The 16989-nt window shown below is 71.4% G+C and carries 15 protein-coding genes and 1 riboswitch; of the genes, 6 read left to right on the plus strand and 9 right to left on the minus strand.

Annotated features, from left to right (window positions below; all coding sequences use genetic code 11):
• Nucleotides 1–126: 126 nt before the first annotated feature.
• The 3 genes from C1C97_RS06670 to bioB form a co-directional block, all read right to left on the minus strand.
• The gene (locus C1C97_RS06670; protein WP_121031409.1) at nt 127–1332 is read right to left on the minus strand and encodes an 8-amino-7-oxononanoate synthase; all 1206 of its coding nucleotides are present in this window, start codon (nt 1330–1332) and stop codon (nt 127–129) included.
• A gap of 65 nt (nt 1333–1397) precedes the next feature.
• Nucleotides 1398–2813, minus strand: coding sequence for an adenosylmethionine--8-amino-7-oxononanoate transaminase (bioA, locus tag C1C97_RS06675; RefSeq protein WP_121030790.1), 1416 nt, complete (start codon nt 2811–2813; stop codon nt 1398–1400).
• Nucleotides 2806–4224 carry a biotin synthase BioB gene (gene bioB, locus C1C97_RS06680; protein ID WP_110920798.1) on the minus strand — a complete coding sequence of 473 codons (1419 nt, stop codon included), beginning with the start codon at nt 4222–4224 and terminating at the stop codon, nt 2806–2808. The genes bioA and bioB overlap by 8 nt, the downstream gene beginning before the upstream one ends.
• Nucleotides 4225–4401: 177 nt before the next feature.
• Here bioB and C1C97_RS06685 point away from each other — a divergent pair, with 177 nt between their 5' ends.
• The 4 genes from C1C97_RS06685 to mmsB all read left to right on the plus strand — a co-directional run bounded on the left by C1C97_RS06685 (nt 4402) and on the right by mmsB (nt 8180).
• Entirely contained in the window at nt 4402–4929 is a 528-nt protein-coding gene (locus C1C97_RS06685; RefSeq protein WP_110920799.1) for a TetR family transcriptional regulator, read from the plus strand.
• Between the two features lie 51 nt (nt 4930–4980).
• Nucleotides 4981–5475 (plus strand): GNAT family N-acetyltransferase, encoded by a 495-nt coding sequence (locus tag C1C97_RS06690; RefSeq protein WP_121030792.1) that lies wholly within the window; start codon nt 4981–4983, stop codon nt 5473–5475.
• A 280-nt stretch (nt 5476–5755) separates the two neighbouring features.
• A complete protein-coding gene (locus tag C1C97_RS06695; protein WP_110920349.1) occupies nt 5756–7114 on the plus strand; it encodes an MFS transporter in 1359 nt (452 codons plus the stop codon).
• 145 nt (nt 7115–7259) lie between these two features.
• Nucleotides 7260–8180 carry a 3-hydroxyisobutyrate dehydrogenase gene (mmsB, locus tag C1C97_RS06700; RefSeq protein WP_110920346.1) on the plus strand — a complete coding sequence of 307 codons (921 nt, stop codon included), beginning with the start codon at nt 7260–7262 and terminating at the stop codon, nt 8178–8180.
• A 133-nt stretch (nt 8181–8313) separates the two neighbouring features.
• On the opposite strand, the gene C1C97_RS06705 is transcribed toward mmsB, so the two are convergent.
• The 6 genes from C1C97_RS06705 to C1C97_RS06730 all read right to left on the minus strand — a co-directional run bounded on the left by C1C97_RS06705 (nt 8314) and on the right by C1C97_RS06730 (nt 13725).
• Complete coding sequence (locus C1C97_RS06705) at nt 8314–9207, minus strand: cytochrome c oxidase assembly protein (protein ID WP_233542788.1); 894 nt, start codon at nt 9205–9207, stop codon at nt 8314–8316.
• Complete coding sequence (locus C1C97_RS06710; RefSeq protein ID WP_121030794.1) at nt 9207–9758, minus strand: DUF2243 domain-containing protein; 552 nt, start codon at nt 9756–9758, stop codon at nt 9207–9209. The genes C1C97_RS06705 and C1C97_RS06710 overlap by 1 nt, the downstream gene beginning before the upstream one ends.
• A gap of 334 nt (nt 9759–10092) precedes the next feature.
• On the minus strand, nt 10093–11283 hold the full coding sequence (locus C1C97_RS06715; protein ID WP_121030796.1) for an acetyl-CoA C-acetyltransferase: 1191 nt from the start codon (nt 11281–11283) through the stop codon (nt 10093–10095).
• The gene (locus tag C1C97_RS06720; RefSeq protein WP_110920343.1) at nt 11280–11957 is read right to left on the minus strand and encodes a CoA transferase subunit B; all 678 of its coding nucleotides are present in this window, start codon (nt 11955–11957) and stop codon (nt 11280–11282) included. Before C1C97_RS06720 ends, C1C97_RS06715 begins: the two co-directional genes overlap by 4 nt.
• Entirely contained in the window at nt 11954–12724 is a 771-nt protein-coding gene (locus C1C97_RS06725) for a CoA transferase subunit A (RefSeq protein WP_121030798.1), read from the minus strand. Before C1C97_RS06725 ends, C1C97_RS06720 begins: the two co-directional genes overlap by 4 nt.
• Nucleotides 12725–12972: 248 nt before the next feature.
• Nucleotides 12973–13725, minus strand: a complete 753-nt coding sequence (locus tag C1C97_RS06730) for a 3-hydroxybutyrate dehydrogenase (protein WP_121030800.1) — start codon at nt 13723–13725, stop codon at nt 12973–12975.
• A gap of 124 nt (nt 13726–13849) precedes the next feature.
• Nucleotides 13850–13936, plus strand: a riboswitch (SAM riboswitch).
• Between the two features lie 12 nt (nt 13937–13948).
• Here C1C97_RS06730 and C1C97_RS06735 point away from each other — a divergent pair.
• Both C1C97_RS06735 and C1C97_RS06740 read left to right on the plus strand, forming a co-directional pair.
• Entirely contained in the window at nt 13949–15160 is a 1212-nt protein-coding gene (locus C1C97_RS06735) for a cobalamin-independent methionine synthase II family protein (protein ID WP_121030802.1), read from the plus strand.
• A gap of 264 nt (nt 15161–15424) precedes the next feature.
• Nucleotides 15425–16855: an MFS transporter gene (locus C1C97_RS06740; protein WP_121030804.1), complete on the plus strand. Its 1431-nt coding sequence runs from the start codon at nt 15425–15427 to the stop codon at nt 16853–16855.
• Nucleotides 16856–16989 lie beyond the last annotated feature (134 nt).

A 16989-nucleotide genomic window follows, 5' to 3' on the forward strand; every position in this document is an offset into this window, starting at 1 on the left:
CCTGCGTGGTTGTCGTGGGGGTGGGCGCGGGTGACGGGGCCGCGGTTCGGCACCCGCGGGGAGCGATCGCTCACTGCAGTGCGCCCGCACCGCGGACCCACCAGTACGGCCAGGGCTTCGTAGCGTTCACCGAGCCGGCAGTTCGGGCCCGGGCAGTCCCGCCAGCACTTCTCGGATTCTTGTCAGCGCGTCCGACAGTTCCTGCAGTTCCATGTTTCCCGGTGCCGTGATGCGCAGCCGACTGATGCCGTCCGGTACCGAGGGCGGGCGGAAGCATCCCACCGCGATGCCGCGGGCACGCAGCTGCTCCGCGGCCCGGACGGCCGCCTCCGGGGTGGCGACCGGCACGGACTGCACCGCCGCCCGGGCCTGCGCAATGTCCAGGGTCTCCGCCACGAAGCGCGCACGCTCGTGCAACCGGTCCGTCAGCTCGGGGGTCGTCCGAATGATCTGCGCGGCCTCGGTGGCTGCCGCCGCAGAGGTCGGTGCGAGTGCGGTGTCGAAGATGAACGGGCGGGCCGTGTTGACCAGGTGCTCGCGCAGCGCCTCGGACCCGAGCACCGCGCCGCCCTGCGCGCCGAGCGCCTTGGACAGGGTCATGGTCACGGCCACGTGCGGCGCGCCCGCGAGCCCGACCTCGTGCACCAGGCCCCTGCCGCGTCCGGCCACCCCGATCCCGTGGGCCTCGTCCACGAGCAGCAGGGCGTTCTCCGTGCGGCAGACCGCGGCCAGTTCCACGAGCGGCGCGTGGTCGCCCCACACCGAGTACACGGACTCCACCACTACCGCGGCGCGTTCCTCCGAGCGCTTGGCCAGCAACCGCCCCACGTGGGCCACGTCCGAGTGCCGCGCGATCCGCACCGGGGAACGTGACAGTCGCGCCCCGTCCACCAGGGATGCGTGCGCGTGGGCGTCCGAGACGATGAGCGTGTCCGCGTCCCCCAGCGCCGTGAGCACCCCCGTGTTGGCGGCGTAGCCGCTGGAGAACGCGAGGGCGGCGGGCTGGCCGGTGAGCTCGCACAGCTCCCGTTCCAGCACTTCGTGGATCCCCAATGTCCCTGTGACCAGGCGCGATGCGCGCGATCCCGTGCCGTGGGCGTCCAGCGCCTCGCGCGCCGCCGCCACCACGCGCGGGTCCCGGGACAGCCCCAGGTAGTCGTTCGAGGCGAGGTCCACGCACGCCCCGGGCAGCGTCCGCAGCCGACGCCGCAGTCCCGCTTCCTCGCGCCGCTGCCGCCGGTCGCGGAGCCAGTCGTCGAGGGGTCCCGCAGCGGTTGGGGCGGGGACGGCCGGGTGCTCCGGAACTGGCGCGTCATCCCCCGGCGCGGCCATGCGGAACCCCGCGATCGAGTGGGCGGGTGCGGGCGCCGTCGTGAACGCGTCCGGGCGGTGGGCCGTCATGCGCCCGCCCCGTCCTGCAACGGCGCATCCACCGCGTGGGGCGCGGCACCCCGACCCGTGCTCGTGAGCTCCACTTCCTGCGCGGCCCGGAGCAGGGCGTAGGCGATCGTGCGGACCTCCTCGTCCGTGCACACGTACGGCGGCATGGTGTAGAGCAGGCGGCCGAAGGGGCGGAACCACACGCCCTGCTCCAGTGCGGTGCGCGTGAGCAGCGCGGGGTCCGGTGCCTCGTGGAACTCCACGACCCCCACCCCGCCGATCACGCGCACGTCCTTGACCACGGAAAGGTCCGCGGCCACGGGCAGGAGCTCGCGCAGCGCGGTCTCCAGCCGCGCCACGTCCTCCTGCCACGACTCCCGGAGCAGCCGCACGGACTCCAGGGCCACCGCGCACGCGAGCGGATTCGCCATGAACGTGGGGCCGTGCATGAGCGCTCGCTGCTCGGAGGCGGTGATCACGGCGCCCACGGCCTCGGACACCAGCACCGCGGCGAGGCTCATGTACCCGCCGGTCAGGGCCTTGCCCACGCACATCACATCCGGGACCACGCCCGCCCACTCACTCGCAAACCACTTCCCGGTGCGGCCGAAGCCCGTGGCGATCTCGTCCACGATGAACACCAAGTCCAGCTCGTCCGCGAGCTCCCGCAAGACCCGCAGGCAGCGCGGGTCGTACGTGCGCATCCCGCCCGCGCCCTGCAGCACGGGTTCCACGATGATCCCGGCGAGCTCCTCCCGGTGCTCCCGCGCCGTGGTGCGCACGTCCGCGAGCCACTGCTGGACGGCGGCGTCGTCGGAGGCCCAGACGCTGCCGTCCGGGGTGGCGGCCGCCGGCGGGGGTGCCACGAACAGCTGCTCCGCCACCAGCCCGGAGAACTCGGCATGCATCCCGCCCTCGGGGTCGCACACGCTCATCGCACCGGTGGTGTCCCCGTGGTACCCACCGCGGACCGTGAGGATGCGGCGGCGCTCCGGGCGCCCGCGGGCCGCCTGGCACTGCACGGCCAGCTTGAGGGCCACCTCCACGCTCACCGATCCGGAGTCCGCGAAGAACACGTGCTGCAGCTCGGGCGGAGTGACCTCCACCAGCAACTCCGCGAGCTCCACGGCGGGGCGGTGCGTGAGGCCGCCGAACATCACGTGGGAGAACTGCGTGATCTGGTCCACGGCCGCGCGGTCCAGCTCGGGGTTCCGGTAGCCGTGCACCGCGCACCACCACGAGGCCATGCCGTCGATCGCCTCGACCGTCTGCCCCTCCGGAGTCACGAGGGTGAGGGTCACCCCCTCCGCCGCCTGCACGGTGCAGGGGGCGGGCCCGTCCAGCGCGGCGTACGGGTGCCACAGCAGCCCGCGGTCCCGCGCGGCCAGGCCCTCCCCCGCGGGAGTGTTCCCCGCCGTGCCGGGTTCAGGCATTCGGCGCCACCGAGGTGCCGGCCCCACGACGCCGCACGGTCGGGCTCAGCTCCAGCCTCACCCGGGTCTCGTCCTCGTCGCGCTCGGGGCCGTCACCCGAGCCCAGCAGCGCCGCGAGAGCCGGTGACATGCCGGTGCCGGTCGGCACGGACGACGTCACGGCGCTGCGCTCGAGTGCCCGGTCTGCAACGCTGCGGGAAGCGCTCCCGGGGGCGCCGCCGGCTGCCGCGGCAGACTCGCCGTGGGGCCCGTCAGAGGGGTCGTTCTCACCGCCGGGCGCAGAGCTGCCGTCGGCCGCGACCCCGGGACCAGCGGTCGAACCGCACGCGGAGCCGCACGGCGTCGTCGTCCGCTCCGCCACGCTCTGCTCCGCACCGGCCCCGTGGGCGGCATCCGCGAGCGCGGTGTCAAAATCCCGCTCGGCATCCGGACGGGCGCCCAGAACCGTGAATCCGGCGTCCGCGATCATGTCCAGGTCCGCCTGCGCGGCCTGGCCCTCGGAGGTGAGGTAGTCGCCCAGGAACAGCGAGTTGACCACGTGCAGGGCCAGGGGCTGCAGCGAGCGCAGGTGCATCTCGCGGCCACCCGCCATGCGGATCTCCTTGTCCGGGCACACGAAGCGCACCACGGCCAGGATCTTCAGGCACTTCTGCGGGCTGAGCTGCCACGTTCCGGCCAGGGGCGTGCCCTCGAACGGCATGAGGAAGTTGACGGGCAGCGAGTCCGAGCCCAGCTCACGCAGTGCGAACAGCGCCTCGACGAGCTGCTCGTCCGTCTCGCGCATGCCCACGATCAGCCCGGAGCACGGGGAGAGTCCGGCGTCCTTGGCGCGCTCCACGGTGTCCACGCGGTCCTGGTAGGTGTGGGTGGAGCAGATGGACTCGTAGTTGGACTCGGCGGTGTTGAGGTTGTGGTTGTAGGCGTCCACACCGGCGCCGCTGAGCGTTTCCGCCTGGCCGTCCTTGAGCAGGCCGAGGCACGCGCAGACCTCCACGTCCGGGTGCTGCTCCTTGAGCGCCTCGACCGTGCGGGTCACGTTGCCCACCTCGCGGTTGGACGGGCCGCGGCCGCTGGCCACGAGGCACACGCGGCTCGCGCCGCCCTTGATGCCGTACTCGGCCTGCTCCACGGCCTGCTCGGGGCTCAGCCACGAGTACTTGAGGATGTCCGTCCCGGCGTTCAGACGCTGGGAGCAGTAGCCGCAGTCCTCGGCGCACAGCCCGGACTTCAGGTTGACCAGGTAGTTCACCTTCACGGTCATGCCGAAGTGCTCGCGGCGCAGGCGCGCGGCCGCGGCCACGAGATCCAGCATGCCGGGGTCGTCGGTGCGCAGCAGTTCGAGGGCTTCGTCCGGGGTCACGGGGGTGCCGGCGAGGACGCGGTCGGCCAGCTCTGCGGGGTTCTTGAACATTGTTCAATTATTGAACGGTGTTCAGGAAAGTCAATTCGTGGTGCGGGTCACCCGTGCCCACAGGGTCCAGCGGATGCGCGGACGACGGCGCCGCGCACGGCCGCGCAGACCGTCACGCGCCGCTCGGTAGAGTTTCCGCGTGACCCGCACCCGGGCACGTGAGCAGGGAGGAACGCCGTGGCACTGGACCGCGATCGCGTGGTGGATGCCGCGTGGCACATCCTGCAGAGCTACGGGCTCGGTGACCTCTCCATGCGCCGCCTGGCCAAGGAGCTGGGCGTCCAGCCCGGGGCGCTCTACTGGCACGTGGCGAACAAGCAGGAGCTGCTCGCGGTCCTCGCGCAGCGCATGGTCGCCCCGCTCGAGACCCCCTCGGTCCGCCCCGCCCGAAACACCGACGACGACGCCGCAGCCCTCCTCCTCATCGCCCGGTTCCGTTCCGCGGTGCTCGCCGTGCGGGACGGCGCGGACGTGGTGAGCGTGGCGCACGCGCTGGACCCGTTGGGGATGCAGCCCGTCCCACTGCTCGTCACGGCGCTGACCGGCCGGGGCAGGAGTCCGGAGGACGCCGAGACGGTGGCCCTCACGCTCACCCGCTTCACCCTGGGCTCCGTCACCGCCCAGCAGACCCGCGAGTCGATGGACCTGCCCACCGCCACCATGGACGCCGAGTTCGAGGCGGGAGTGCGTGCGATCCTGGCGTAGCGGCGTCATCGTCCTCTGTCGTGTGCGAGCAGGACGGGGCAGAATGCCCGCATGGCCACGATCCCCTTCACCCTGCGAGCGCCCGCGCCCGAGGACGCCCCGGATATCGCGGCCGTCCACACGCAGTCCTGGCGGGAGACGTACTCAGGGCTCGTGCCGGAGCGGTTCTTGGGGGACGCCGCCCGGCAGGCGCGCCAGAGGATGTGGTCCCAGCTGCTTGCTGACCCCGCCGCGCGTGACCGGCTGCGTGTGGCCGAGGTGGGCGAGATGATCGTGGGGTTCGCGGGTGCGGGCCGCCCCGAGGAGAAGGACCCTGCACGAGAGCTGGCCCTGCGCATGCTCTACGTGCTGCGGGGCCACCACGGCACGGGGGCGGGGCAGGCGCTGCTCGACGCCGTTCTCGGCGAGGGGCCCGCCCAGCTGTGGGTTGCCGAGGCCAATCCCCGCGCGATCCGCTTCTACGGGCGCAACGGCTTCCGCGGGGACGGCACCGTCCTGGTGGACCCGGCCCTGGAGAAGCTGCGGGAGATCCGCATGGTGCGCTGATTCCGCTCTCCGACGCGCGGGCTGCGGCACAGGTGCGCAGCGGTCGGCACCGCTGAAGAAAAACCGGGCGTGCCCGCGGTTCCTGCGCGGCGATGTCGTGCGCCGCCCGTGCGCTCTGCTCGATGAAACCTCCCACCCCCGATGACATGCCCCCGCGTCACTTCCCCAGGTGCTGCGCCCCACGCGCTCCCCGTGCCACACTGACCGTGATCAGCATCACACCCGGTCAGCACGAGGAGCGCACATGAGCACAGCGGACGGCGTCACCCCGCCGGTCGACATGGACCCCAACGACAGCGCCGAGGTCCGCAGCGGCCTGAAACGCGTGGTGGCCGCATCGATGGCCGGCACGGTGGTGGAGTGGTACGAGTTCTTCCTCTTCGCCACGGCGTCCACCCTGGTGTTCGGCCCGCTGTTCTTCGTGGACACCGGCAACCCGCTGGACGGGATCATCAAGGCGTTCCTGATCTACGCCGTGGGGTTCATCGCCCGCCCGCTGGGCGGCATCGTGTTCGGGCACTTCGGGGACAAGTTCGGGCGCAAGCACCTCCTGCAGGTGGCCATCGTCCTGGTGGGCGCCACCACGTTCCTCATGGGCTGCCTGCCCACGTTCCACGCGGTGGGGTACTGGGCACCGGCGCTGCTGGTGGTGCTGCGCTTCGCGCAGGGCTTCGCGGTGGGCGGCGAGTGGGGCGGTGCGGTGCTGCTGGTCGCGGAGCACTCCCCCAACAGGGAGCGCGGGTTCTGGGCCAGCTGGCCGCAGGCAGCCGTGCCCCTGGGCAACCTGCTGGCCACCATCGTGCTGCTGATCCTGTCCCGCACCCTGAGCGAGGAGCAGTTCCTCTCCTGGGGCTGGCGCGTGGGCTTCTGGCTGTCCGTGTTCATCGTGGCGATCGGCTACTACATCCGCACGCGCGTGAGCGATGCCGCGATCTTCACCGAGACCCAGGAGGAGGTCATCGAGGCCAAGGGCGCCGCCTACGGCGTGGCCGAGGTGTTCCGCCGCTACCCCCGGGGCGTCTTCGGAGCCATGGGCATCCGGTTCGCGGAGAACATCCTCTACTACATCGTGGTCACGTTCTCCATCACGTACCTGTCCACGCAGCTGAAGATGAACACCTCCAACATCCTGCTCCTGCTGCTGATCGCGCACGTGGTGCACGTGGTCGTGGTGCCGCTCATGGGCCGGTTCACGGACCGGATCGGCCGCCGCCCGGTCTACGCCGCCGGTGCGGTGCTGGCCATCGGCTGGGGCTTCGTGGCCTTCCCCATGTTCAACACGAGGAACGAGTGGATCATCCTCGCCGCCGTGGTCCTGGGACTCGTGATCCACGCGTTCATGTACGCGGGCCAACCGGCGATCATGGCCGAGATGTTCCCCACCCGCATGCGCTACTCGGGGGTCTCCCTGGGCTACCAGGTCACCTCGATCGTTGCGGGCTCCCTGGCGCCCATCATCGCGACGACGCTGCTGCGCCGCTTCGACTCGTGGGTCCCCATCTCCATCTACATCACCGTCGCGTGCCTCATCACCCTGTTCGCCGTGGCCACGCTGCGCGAGACCAGGGGCATTTCCCTGCACGCGATCGACGCCGAGGACCGCCGCCGCCTGGACGCCGAACGCGGCGCCGGCACCTGAGCGCACCGCCTCCGGGGACGACGCCGCAGCGTCACCACCCCGGCCGGGCCCGCACTTCCGGTCGGCGCGGTTTCCCCGACGCAGAGGTCGCATGCCTGCCCACACCCCACGACTCCCTGGAATGCACGACGAAAGGACACTTCTCATGAGCACCGTCACCTGGATCGGCCTGGGCCACATGGGCGCACCGATGTCCGCCAACCTCGTGAAGGCCGGCCACGACGTCCGAGGCTTCGACCTCAGTGAGCCGGCCATGGCCGCGGCCCGCGAGGGCGGCGTGCAGACCTTCGCCACCATGAAGGAGGCACTGGAGGGCGCGGAGGTGGTGATCACCATGCTCCCCAAGGGCGAGCACTCCCGCGCCGTGTACCTGGGCGAGGACGGTGTGTTCGCGCTCGCCCCGAAGGACGCCCTGCTGGTGGACAGCTCCACCATCGACGTGGCCACCGCGGAGGACCTGCACCGCGCGGCGGCGGAGGCGGGCTTCGCGTTCGTGGACGCCCCCGTGTCCGGCGGCATCAGCGGGGCCGCGGCCGGCACCCTGACGTTCATGATCGGCGGCGAGGAGGACCCCGCACGGCGCGCGGCGACGGTCGTGGAGCCCATGGCCGGGCGCGTGGTGCACACCGGGGCCGCGGGCACGGGTCAGGCCGCCAAGATCGTGAACAACATGATGCTGTTCATCTGCCTGGAGGCGTGTTCGGAGGGCTCTGTGCTGGCGGACCGCCTGGGCCTGGACCCCAAGGTCTTCTGGGAGATCGCATCCGTCTCGTCCGGCAACTCGTGGGCGCTGCAGACCTGGTACCCCGTGCCCGGGATGACGGAGTCCGCGGCGGCGAACAACAACTTCGACGCCACGTTCTCGGCCACGCTCGCCGCCAAGGACATCGGTCTGGCCCTGGCCGCCGGTGAGCAGACGGACGTGAACCTGCCCGCCGCGCGGCTGGTGGCCGAGCGCTTCCAGGAGCTCATCGACGAGGGGCTCGCGGACAAGGACTGCAGCCTGATCGCCAAGTACGCCGCCCCGGACGGCACCATCCCCGGGTGGAACCCGGACACCAAGTGAGCACCTGACGGCACGCGCCGCAGCCGGACGTGCCACGCGAGCGGATGGCCCCCGGGGAAGCCCCGGGGGCCAGCCGGCCGCCGAACCCGAAATCTTTCCGCGGAGGCGCACACCGAGGGGGCTCGTCGGGGCGTCAGGCGGGAGCGCGGGACGCCACGGCACCGTGGGCCCGCGGCGCCGTGGCCCGGTACCGGCCCAGGAACAGCAGCACGATCAGCGCCACGTCCACCACGTCCCCGCCGAAGTACATGAGCTGCGCGCCGGCCTGGGCGTCCGCCGCTGCCACTCCCGCGGGTGGGTGGACGTACAGCCACTTCGCCAGCACGGAGTGGGCGGCGATGAACACCACCAGCACCGCGGCACGCACCCGGAAGGACGAGCGGTGCGGGTCCGGATCCGGTCCGGCGATCGAAGCGGTGAACACGTACCCGGCCAGGAAGATGTGCGTGTGGACCACCGCGTGCCCCAGCGCGGACGCGTGCATCCAGTGGAACAGCCCGGTGGTGTAGAGCAGCCACAGCCCGCCCGCGTTGAGCACGGCCGCCACCGCGGGGTTCGTGACGAAGCGGATGAACGGGAACCGCAGCACGCGCGTGACCCGCCGGGCGGCCGTGGTGGGCAGGCCGCGCAGCAGCACCCGCACGGGGGCCCCCAGCACCAGCAGCAGCGGCCCGATCATCCCGACCAGCAGGTGGCCCACCATGTGCGCGGTGAAGCTGCCGTGCCCGGCCTGCGCCACGGGACCCACGAGACCCGCACCAGTGCACAGCAGGCCCGCGGAGAAGCTGACCGGACGCCAGGGGCCCACGCGGCGTCGTCCGCGGCCGGCCCACAGCGACCAGCCGTACGCGGCGGCGGCGAGGACCAGGAGCAGCACCACGAGCCCCTCGAAGACGGGCCACCCGGCCGCCATTGCGTGGTTCGCGTGCTCGGCTCCCCCGTGCCGGCCGTGTCCGCCGTGCCCCGAGTGCCCCTCGTGCGCGGGAAGTGCCAGGAGCGCGGGGAGGAGCGGAGTCCCCACGGGCATCACGCGTCCCGGTAGGCGCGGGCGCCGCGACGCAGCACCAGGAACCCGATGAGCATCAGGATCACCGCCGTGCCGTTCCACACGAGGTCGTACGGCAGGATGTCCACGCCGTAGCGGATCTGGTGGATGCCCAGCAGCTTGTGGTCCACCACGCCGTCGAAGAGCTGGAAGAAGCCCGCACCCAGGACTACCGCGCCCGCCCAGTGGGGCCAGTGCACCCCGCCGCGTCGCCGCACGTCCGCCAGCAGGAACAGGCCCCAGACGGTGATGAACCACCCGAACGCGTGGAAGAAGCCGTCCGTCACGAGCGCCACCTCGTGCGTGGAGAGGTCGTAGAAGTGGTGCCACTGCAGGCCCAGGTGGAAGATGAACAGGTCGATCATGGATGCCGCGATCCCGCAGCCGAACAGGAACCCGGACAGCGCCGCGCGCTTGCGGGTGCGGGCGGCGTCGCCGTCGGACGACGGCGCGTGGCCGGCCGCACGTCCGTTCGTCGGGGATCCTGCGGGCCGCGCGGGATGCGCCGTGGGCCTGGGTTCTGGGTGCGCCATGTCCCCTCCTGGAACGTGTCCTGGTCCGGCCCTCGGGGTCCGGCGCCCAACCCGTTCGGGGCCGTGCGCTGCCGCCCGCCGTCGGACCGCGTGTCATCGTCAGCGTACTGATCCGTGGGGCGGCTCGCACGGCTGCCGCGCCGCCCCGCCGGACATGACAGCGGGTCAAAACCGCGTGGTACGGCGGAGGTCCCGGAAGACGTCTGCGGCGGCGGCCCGCGGCACCGGGACATGACGGAGGGGCGGCCCGCCCTCCCGGACGAGCCACCCCTCATCGTGCTCGTGCCGGCCCACCGGACCGGTCACGCGACGCCGCGGGAGGGCGGCGAGCGCCTCAGCGGCTCAGCAGCAGCGCCTCACCCTGACCGCCGCCACCGCACAGCGAGACCGCGGCCTTGCCGGAACCGCGGCGGGCGAGCTCCATGGCCGCGTGCAGCGCCAGCCGGGCACCGGAGGCGCCGATGGGGTGGCCCAGGGCGATCGCCCCGCCGTGGATGTTGACCTTATCCATGTCCACGCCCAGGTCCCGGACGGACTGCACGGAGACCGCGGCGAACGCCTCGTTGATCTCGATGAAGTCCAGGTCCGCCACGGTCCACTCGGAACGGGACAGGGCGTGCTCGATCGCACGCGAGGGCTGGGAGTGCAGGGAGGTGTCCGGACCGGCCACCTGACCCGGTTTGCCCACCACGGCGAGCCAGTCCAGGCCGTGCTCCTCCGCGTAGCCGCGCGTGGTCAGCACCATGGCCGCCGCGCCGTCGGAGATCGGGGAGGAGTTGCCCGCGGTGATGGTGCCGTCCTTGGTGAAGGCGGCCCGGAGCTTGCCCAGCCCCTCGGCGGTGGAGTCCGGGCGCACGCCCTGGTCCTCGGAGACGGTCACGGGATCGCCCTTGCGCTGCGGGATCTCGATCGGCGCGATCTCGTCCGCGAGGACCCCGTTCTGCTGCGCCTTGCCTGCCAGCTGGTGGCTGCGGGCCGCCACCTCGTCCTGCTCCTCACGCGTGATGGAACGCTCGGAGTTGCCGGTCTCGGTCAGCTCGCCCATGGGCACCTGCAGCTCCACGTCCACGAGGCCGTCGTGGGCCAGCGAGTCCGCGAGCCTCATGTCCCCGTAGGACGTGCCCTTGCGGGCCCCCAGAGCCAGGTGCGGGGCGTTGGTCATGGACTCCATGCCCCCGGCGACCACCACGTCCGCCTCGCCCGCGCGGATCATCCGGGCGCCCTCGGTCACGGCCACCAGACCGGACAGGCACACCTTGTTGAGGCTCATGGCGGGCACGGTCATGGGCAGTCCGGCGGCCACGGCGGCCTGCTTGGCCGGGTTCTGGCCGTTGCCGGCCTGCACCACGTTGCCCATGTAGACATAGTCGACGTCCTCCGGGGCCACCCCCGCACGCTGGAGCGCGTGCTTGATGGCGTGCGCCCCCAGGTCCACGGCGCTCTGGGACGCCAGCGCGCCCAGCAGCTTGCCCTGCGGGGTGCGGGCCCCGTTGACGATCACGATGTCGTTGGCGTTCTCGGTCACTGTTCCTCCTGAACGGGTACGGAATCCGGGGTCACATCCACCAGTTCCACCCGGTATGTCGCTTCGGTCTTCTCGGCCACTTCTGCTTCGGTCACGCCCGGGGCCAGGGTACGCAGCACGAGCCCCGTGTCCGCCACGTCGAACACGCACAGGTCCGTGATGACGCGGTCCACCACCCCCACACCCGTGAGCGGGAGGTCGCACTCGTGCTTGAGCTTCGCGGAGCCGTCCTTGGCCACGTGCTCGGTCAGCACCAGCACGCGCGGCGTCCCGGCCACGAGGTCCATGGCGCCGCCCATGCCCTTGACCATCTTGCCCGGGATCATCCAGTTGGCCAGGTCCCCCGTCTCGGAGACCTGCATGGCCCCCAGGATCGCCATCTTCACGTGCCCACCGCGGATCATCCCGAAGGACGTGGCGGAGTCGAAGATCGCGGCACCAGGCTGCAGGGTGATGGTCTGCTTGCCGGCGTTGATGAGGTCCGGGTCCTCGTCCCCCTCGTACGGGAACGGGCCCATGCCCAGCACGCCGTTCTCGGACTGCAGCACCACGCTCACGCCCGGGGGCAGGTTGTTGGCCACGAGCGTGGGTATGCCGATCCCCAGGTTCACGTAGTCCCCGTCCGCCAGTTCCGACGCCGCGATGGCCGCCATCTCGTCGCGTGTCCAGCTCATGCCGCGTCCCCCTCCGTGCGCCGCGCCTCCGCGTGCCGGGCCTGCGCATCCTGTCCGGCGCCGCCCGCGGGCCGCGGCCGCGTGGTGCGCTGCTCGATCTCCTTGGGCGCTCCCGAGTACTGCACCACGTGCTGCACGTACACCCCGGGGGTCACCACGTGGTCCGGGTTCAGCTCACCGGGGGCCACGATCTCCTCCACCTCGGCGAAGGTGATCCTCCCGGACGCCGCACACACCGGGTTGAAGTTGCGGGAGGTCCGGCGGTAGACCAGGTTGCCGTCCGTGTCCCCGCGCCACGCGTGCACCAGGGCCACGTCCGCCACGATCCCGCGCTCCTGCACGTACGTGCGGCCGTCGAACTCCGCGGTGGGCTTGCCCTCCGCCACGGGGGTGCCCACGCCGGTGGCGGTGTAGAAGGCGGGGATCCCGGCGCCGCCCGCGCGCAGCCGTTCGGCGAGCGTGCCCTGCGGGTTGAACTCCACCTCCAGCTCACCCTCCAGGTACTGCCGGGCGAACTCCTTGTTCTCCCCCACGTAGGAGGAGAGCACCTTGGACACCTGGCGGTTCTCGAGCAGCACGCCCAGACCCTTGCCGTCCACGCCCATGTTGTTGGACACCACGGTGAGATCCTTCACACCGCTGTCCCGCACGGCCTCGATCAGGTCCCGGGGGATTCCGGAGAGGCCGAAGCCGCCCACGGCGAGCGTCATCCCGTCCCGCAGGGTCTCGGCCAGCAGCTCGGCCGCGTTGTCTCTGAGTTTGGACATGGCCACCCTTTCACGTCACGCACACGTGTGATCCGCATCTCAGACTAGACGGTCCGGCTCCCCGCCGACGAACGCACCCCGGCCGATGAACGCACCTCGCGCCGGACGCGACGCACCCGACCCCGGACGACGACGCCGTTCCCACGCCCGCAGCCCTGCGGCACCTCCTGCGGCTCGACGCGGCAGCGCAGCCGGGTGAGACCGTCAGGACCGGGGCGGCGTCGGCGCGACAGGCGGGCGGCGTCGGCTCACGAGGCCGTCCAGCCCCCGTCCATCACGTAGGACGAACCGGTGACCATTCCCGCGGAGGGGCCGGCCAGGAAGGCGATCAGCTCACCCACCTCCTCGGGCTCCACGAGCCGCTTGATCGCGGCTTCGGTGAGCATGATCTTCTCGACCACCTCGGCCTCGGGGATCCCGTGCGCGGCCGCCTGGTCCGCGATCTGCCGGTCCACCAGCGGGGTGCGCACGTAGCTGGGGTTCACGCAGTTGCTCGTGACGCCGTGCGGGGCACCCTCCAGCGCCACCGCCTTGGAGAGCCCCTCCAGGCCGTGCTTGGCGGCCACGTACGCGGACTTGTAGGCGGAGGCCCGCAGCCCGTGCACCGAGGACACGTTGACGATCCGGCCCCAGCCCCTCTCGTACATGTGCGGCACGGCCGCGCGGATCAGCAGGAACGGGGACTCGAGCATGAGCGTGAGGATCCGGTGCAGGTCCACGGGGTCGAAGTCCTGGATGGGGGAGACCTTCTGGATCCCGGCATTGTTGACCAGCACGTCCACGTCCAGGCGCAGCTCCGCGAGCGCGGCGGTGTCCGTGAGGTCCACGGCCCACGCCTCGCCGGCCACCTCGTCCGCGAGGCGGCCGGCGGCGTCGTGGTCGATGTCTGCGACGACCACGTGGGCACCGCGCGCGGCAAGCGCCCGGACGGCCGCCGCACCGATGCCGCTGGCACCGCCCGTGACGAGGGCCTTGGTGTCGCTCAGGGTCTGTTCGGACATGCTCGGTCTCCTCCGCTGCCGCGGCCCTCCGGGTCGAGTGGCCTGGCTCACTCCAGGGTACGCACGCCATGATTCGCCCGTTCGCTCCCGTGTGGGGTTGGATGGGCGGACACCCGTTCGCGGGTGCCCATCCAGAGCGGCCCAGAGATCTGGCTCGACCACGCCGCAGCAACCGGGGCATCACCGGTGCTAATGCCAGAACCGATGGAGAGGACGCACCACCATGCCCATGAACACGGATCGGATCCAGACCAGTCACGTGGGATCCCTGCCGCGCACTCCCGAGCTGCTGGCCGCGAACGAACGGTTCCAGGCCGGGGAGATCGACCTCGCCGGACTGGGTGCCGCCCTGGACGCCGGGGTGGCCGACATCGTGCGCACGCAGCGCGAGATCGGCATCGACATCGTCAACGACGGCGAGTACGGCCACACCACGTCCGGGGCCGTGGACTACGGCGCGTGGTGGAACTACTCGTTCCACCGCCTGGGCGGGCTGACTCCCACGGACGAGGACCGCTGGCAGACCGCGGAGAAGCGCCGCTCGAGCCCCGGGAACGTGGTGCTCACGAGCTTCCCGGACCGCCGCGACCGCGAGCGCTTCCGGGAGGCGTACGAGGACCCCACGGCCGGGGTGCTCGCCCACCGCGCGTCCGTGCCCCAGCCGAAGATCACGGGTCCGCTGACCTACACGGGCCAGGACGCGGTGGCCGGTGACATCCGCCGGGTCAAGGACGCCATGGCCGCCACCGGTGCCACCCAGGGCTTCCTGGCCGCGCTGTCCCCCGGCTCGTGCGCCCGCGTGCGCAACGAGTACTACGCCACGGACGAGGAACTGCTCTACGCGTGCGCGGACGCCATGCGCGAGGAGTACACGGCCATCGTGGACGCCGGGCTGATCGTGCAGATCGACGACCCCTCCATCGCCGAGTCCTGGGACCAGGTCAACCCCGAGCCCACGGTCGAGGACTACCTGGACTTCACCCGGCTGCGCGTGGCGGCGCTGAACCACGCCCTGCGCGGGCTGCCCGAGGAGCAGATCCGCTTCCACCTGTGCTGGGGTTCCTGGCACGGCCCGCACACCACGGACCTGGAGCTGAAGCACCTGGTGGAGCTCATGCTCACCATCACCGCGCAGGGCTACAGCTTCGAGGCGTCCAGCCCCCGCCACGGCCACGAGTGGAAGGTGTGGCGCGACCACCCGCTGCCCGAGGGCAAGGTGCTCTACCCCGGCATGGTCTCCCACTCCACCAACGGCGTGGAGCACCCCGAGCTGGTGGCGGACCGGATCGAGCAGTACGCCTCCGTGGTGGGCAGGGAGAACGTGATCGCCTCCACGGACTGCGGCCTGGGCGGGCGGCTGCACCCGCAGATCGCGCTCGCCAAGCTCGGTTCCCTGGTGGAGGGCGCGCGCCTCGCCTCGGAACGGCTCTTCTGACCGCTCCCTGCCACCCCCGACCGGGCGACGACGCCGCACGCGGGCCCCGCGGGCACGGCACCTACTCCCGGTGCCGGGCCCGCGGCGGCGTCGTGCCGGCTACCCGCGGCCGCGCGTAACATATACGATTTAATACACGAAAGGGGTGACGTGCTTCACACGTGTCCCCTACACTCATTTTACGACCACTCGGTCGGTTAATGCACTGCTCCCGCCACTGGCACCCCACGGACCCCTCGGGTCCGACGATCCTGGAGACCCCACATGGCATCCACCACCGCAGCGCCCGCGCAGGGCCACACCATGTCACGAGAAGAGCGCAAGGTCCTTGCGGGCACGCTCGTGGGCACCACCATCGAGTGGTACGACTTCTTCATCTACGCCCAGGCCGCCGCGTTCATCCTGGCCACCCACTTCTTCGATCCCCTCAGCGCGGACAACCCCCAGCTCGCGCAGATCGTGACCTGGGCAACCCTGGGCATCAGCTTCCTGTTCCGCCCGCTCGGCGCCGTGGTGGCCGGTCACATCGGTGACAGGTTCGGCCGCAAGATCACGCTGGTGATGACCCTCTTCGGCATGGGGGCCGCCACCACGCTGATCGGCCTGCTGCCCACGTACGGCCAGATCGGGATGGCCGCGCCCGTCCTGCTGATCCTGCTGCGCATCCTGCAGGGCTTCTCCGCGGGCGGCGAGTGGGGCGGAGCGGCCCTGATGTCCGTGGAGCACGCCCCCGTGCACAAACGCGGCCTCTTCGGCGCCTACCCCCAGATCGGCGTGCCCATCGGCATGCTCTTGGCAACCCTGTTCATGTTCGGTCTGAGCACCGCGCTGACCCCCGAGCAGTTCGAGGCCTGGGGCTGGCGCGTGCCGTTCCTGTTCTCGATCGTGCTGATCTTCGTGGGCTGGCTGATCCGCCGCTCCGTGGACGAGTCCCCCGTGTTCCTGGAGATGCAGCAGCGCGCCAAGGAGTCTTCCGCCCCCCTGGGCCAGCTGTTCAGCAAGTACCCCCGCGAGATCGTCCTGGCCGCGCTGATCTTCGCCGGCAACAACGCCGCCGGCTACCTGGTGATCGCGTTCTTCGCGTCCTACGGCAACAAGGTGCTGCACATGTCCCGCCCGGAGACCCTGATCGCCTCCCTGGTGGGCGGCGTCGGCTGGCTCGTGTTCACCATGCTGGGCGGGTGGATGTCGGACAAGGTGGGGCGCAAGCGCACGTTCCAGATCGGCTACGGCATCATCATCCTGTGGGCCGTGCCCATGTGGTGGGTGCTCAACACCGCGTCCCTGCCGCTGTTCGCGCTGGCCATCTTCATCCTGACCATCGGGCTGGGCCCGTCCTACGGTCCGCAGTCCGCGATGTACGCGGAGATGTTCCCGGCCCGCATCCGCTACTCGGGCGTCTCCATCGGCTACGCACTGGGCTCGATCATCGGCGGGGCCTTCGCCCCCATGATCGCCCAGCTGCTCCTCAACAGGACCGGCATGGCCTGGACCATCGGCCTGTACATCTCCCTGCTGTCGCTGGTCTCCTTCGTCGCCGTGTGCTTCGTGCGCTCGTCCGACCAGGGCAAGGACCTGCACGTGGCCGAGGTGCACGAGGAGTACGTGAAGTCCCACCCCGGCGAGATCGTCCCCCCGGTGGCGGGTGAGCCGGAGGGCGACGTCGCCCCGGCCGCGGGCGCCGCGCGCCACTGAGCCGCCCCGTGGTGACCACCGGGAGGTGGCACCGCAGGGCCCCGTGAGCGGGCACGGTGAACGGGCTCGGCACCGCAGGGGTGCCGAGCCCGTTCGCCCGCACCCGGCCCAGCGGTCCGTGACGTCCCGATTGA

Origin of the sequence: Kocuria tytonis, from assembly GCF_003226895.2 — a bacterium.
GTDB lineage: Bacteria > Actinomycetota > Actinomycetes > Actinomycetales > Micrococcaceae > Kocuria > Kocuria tytonis.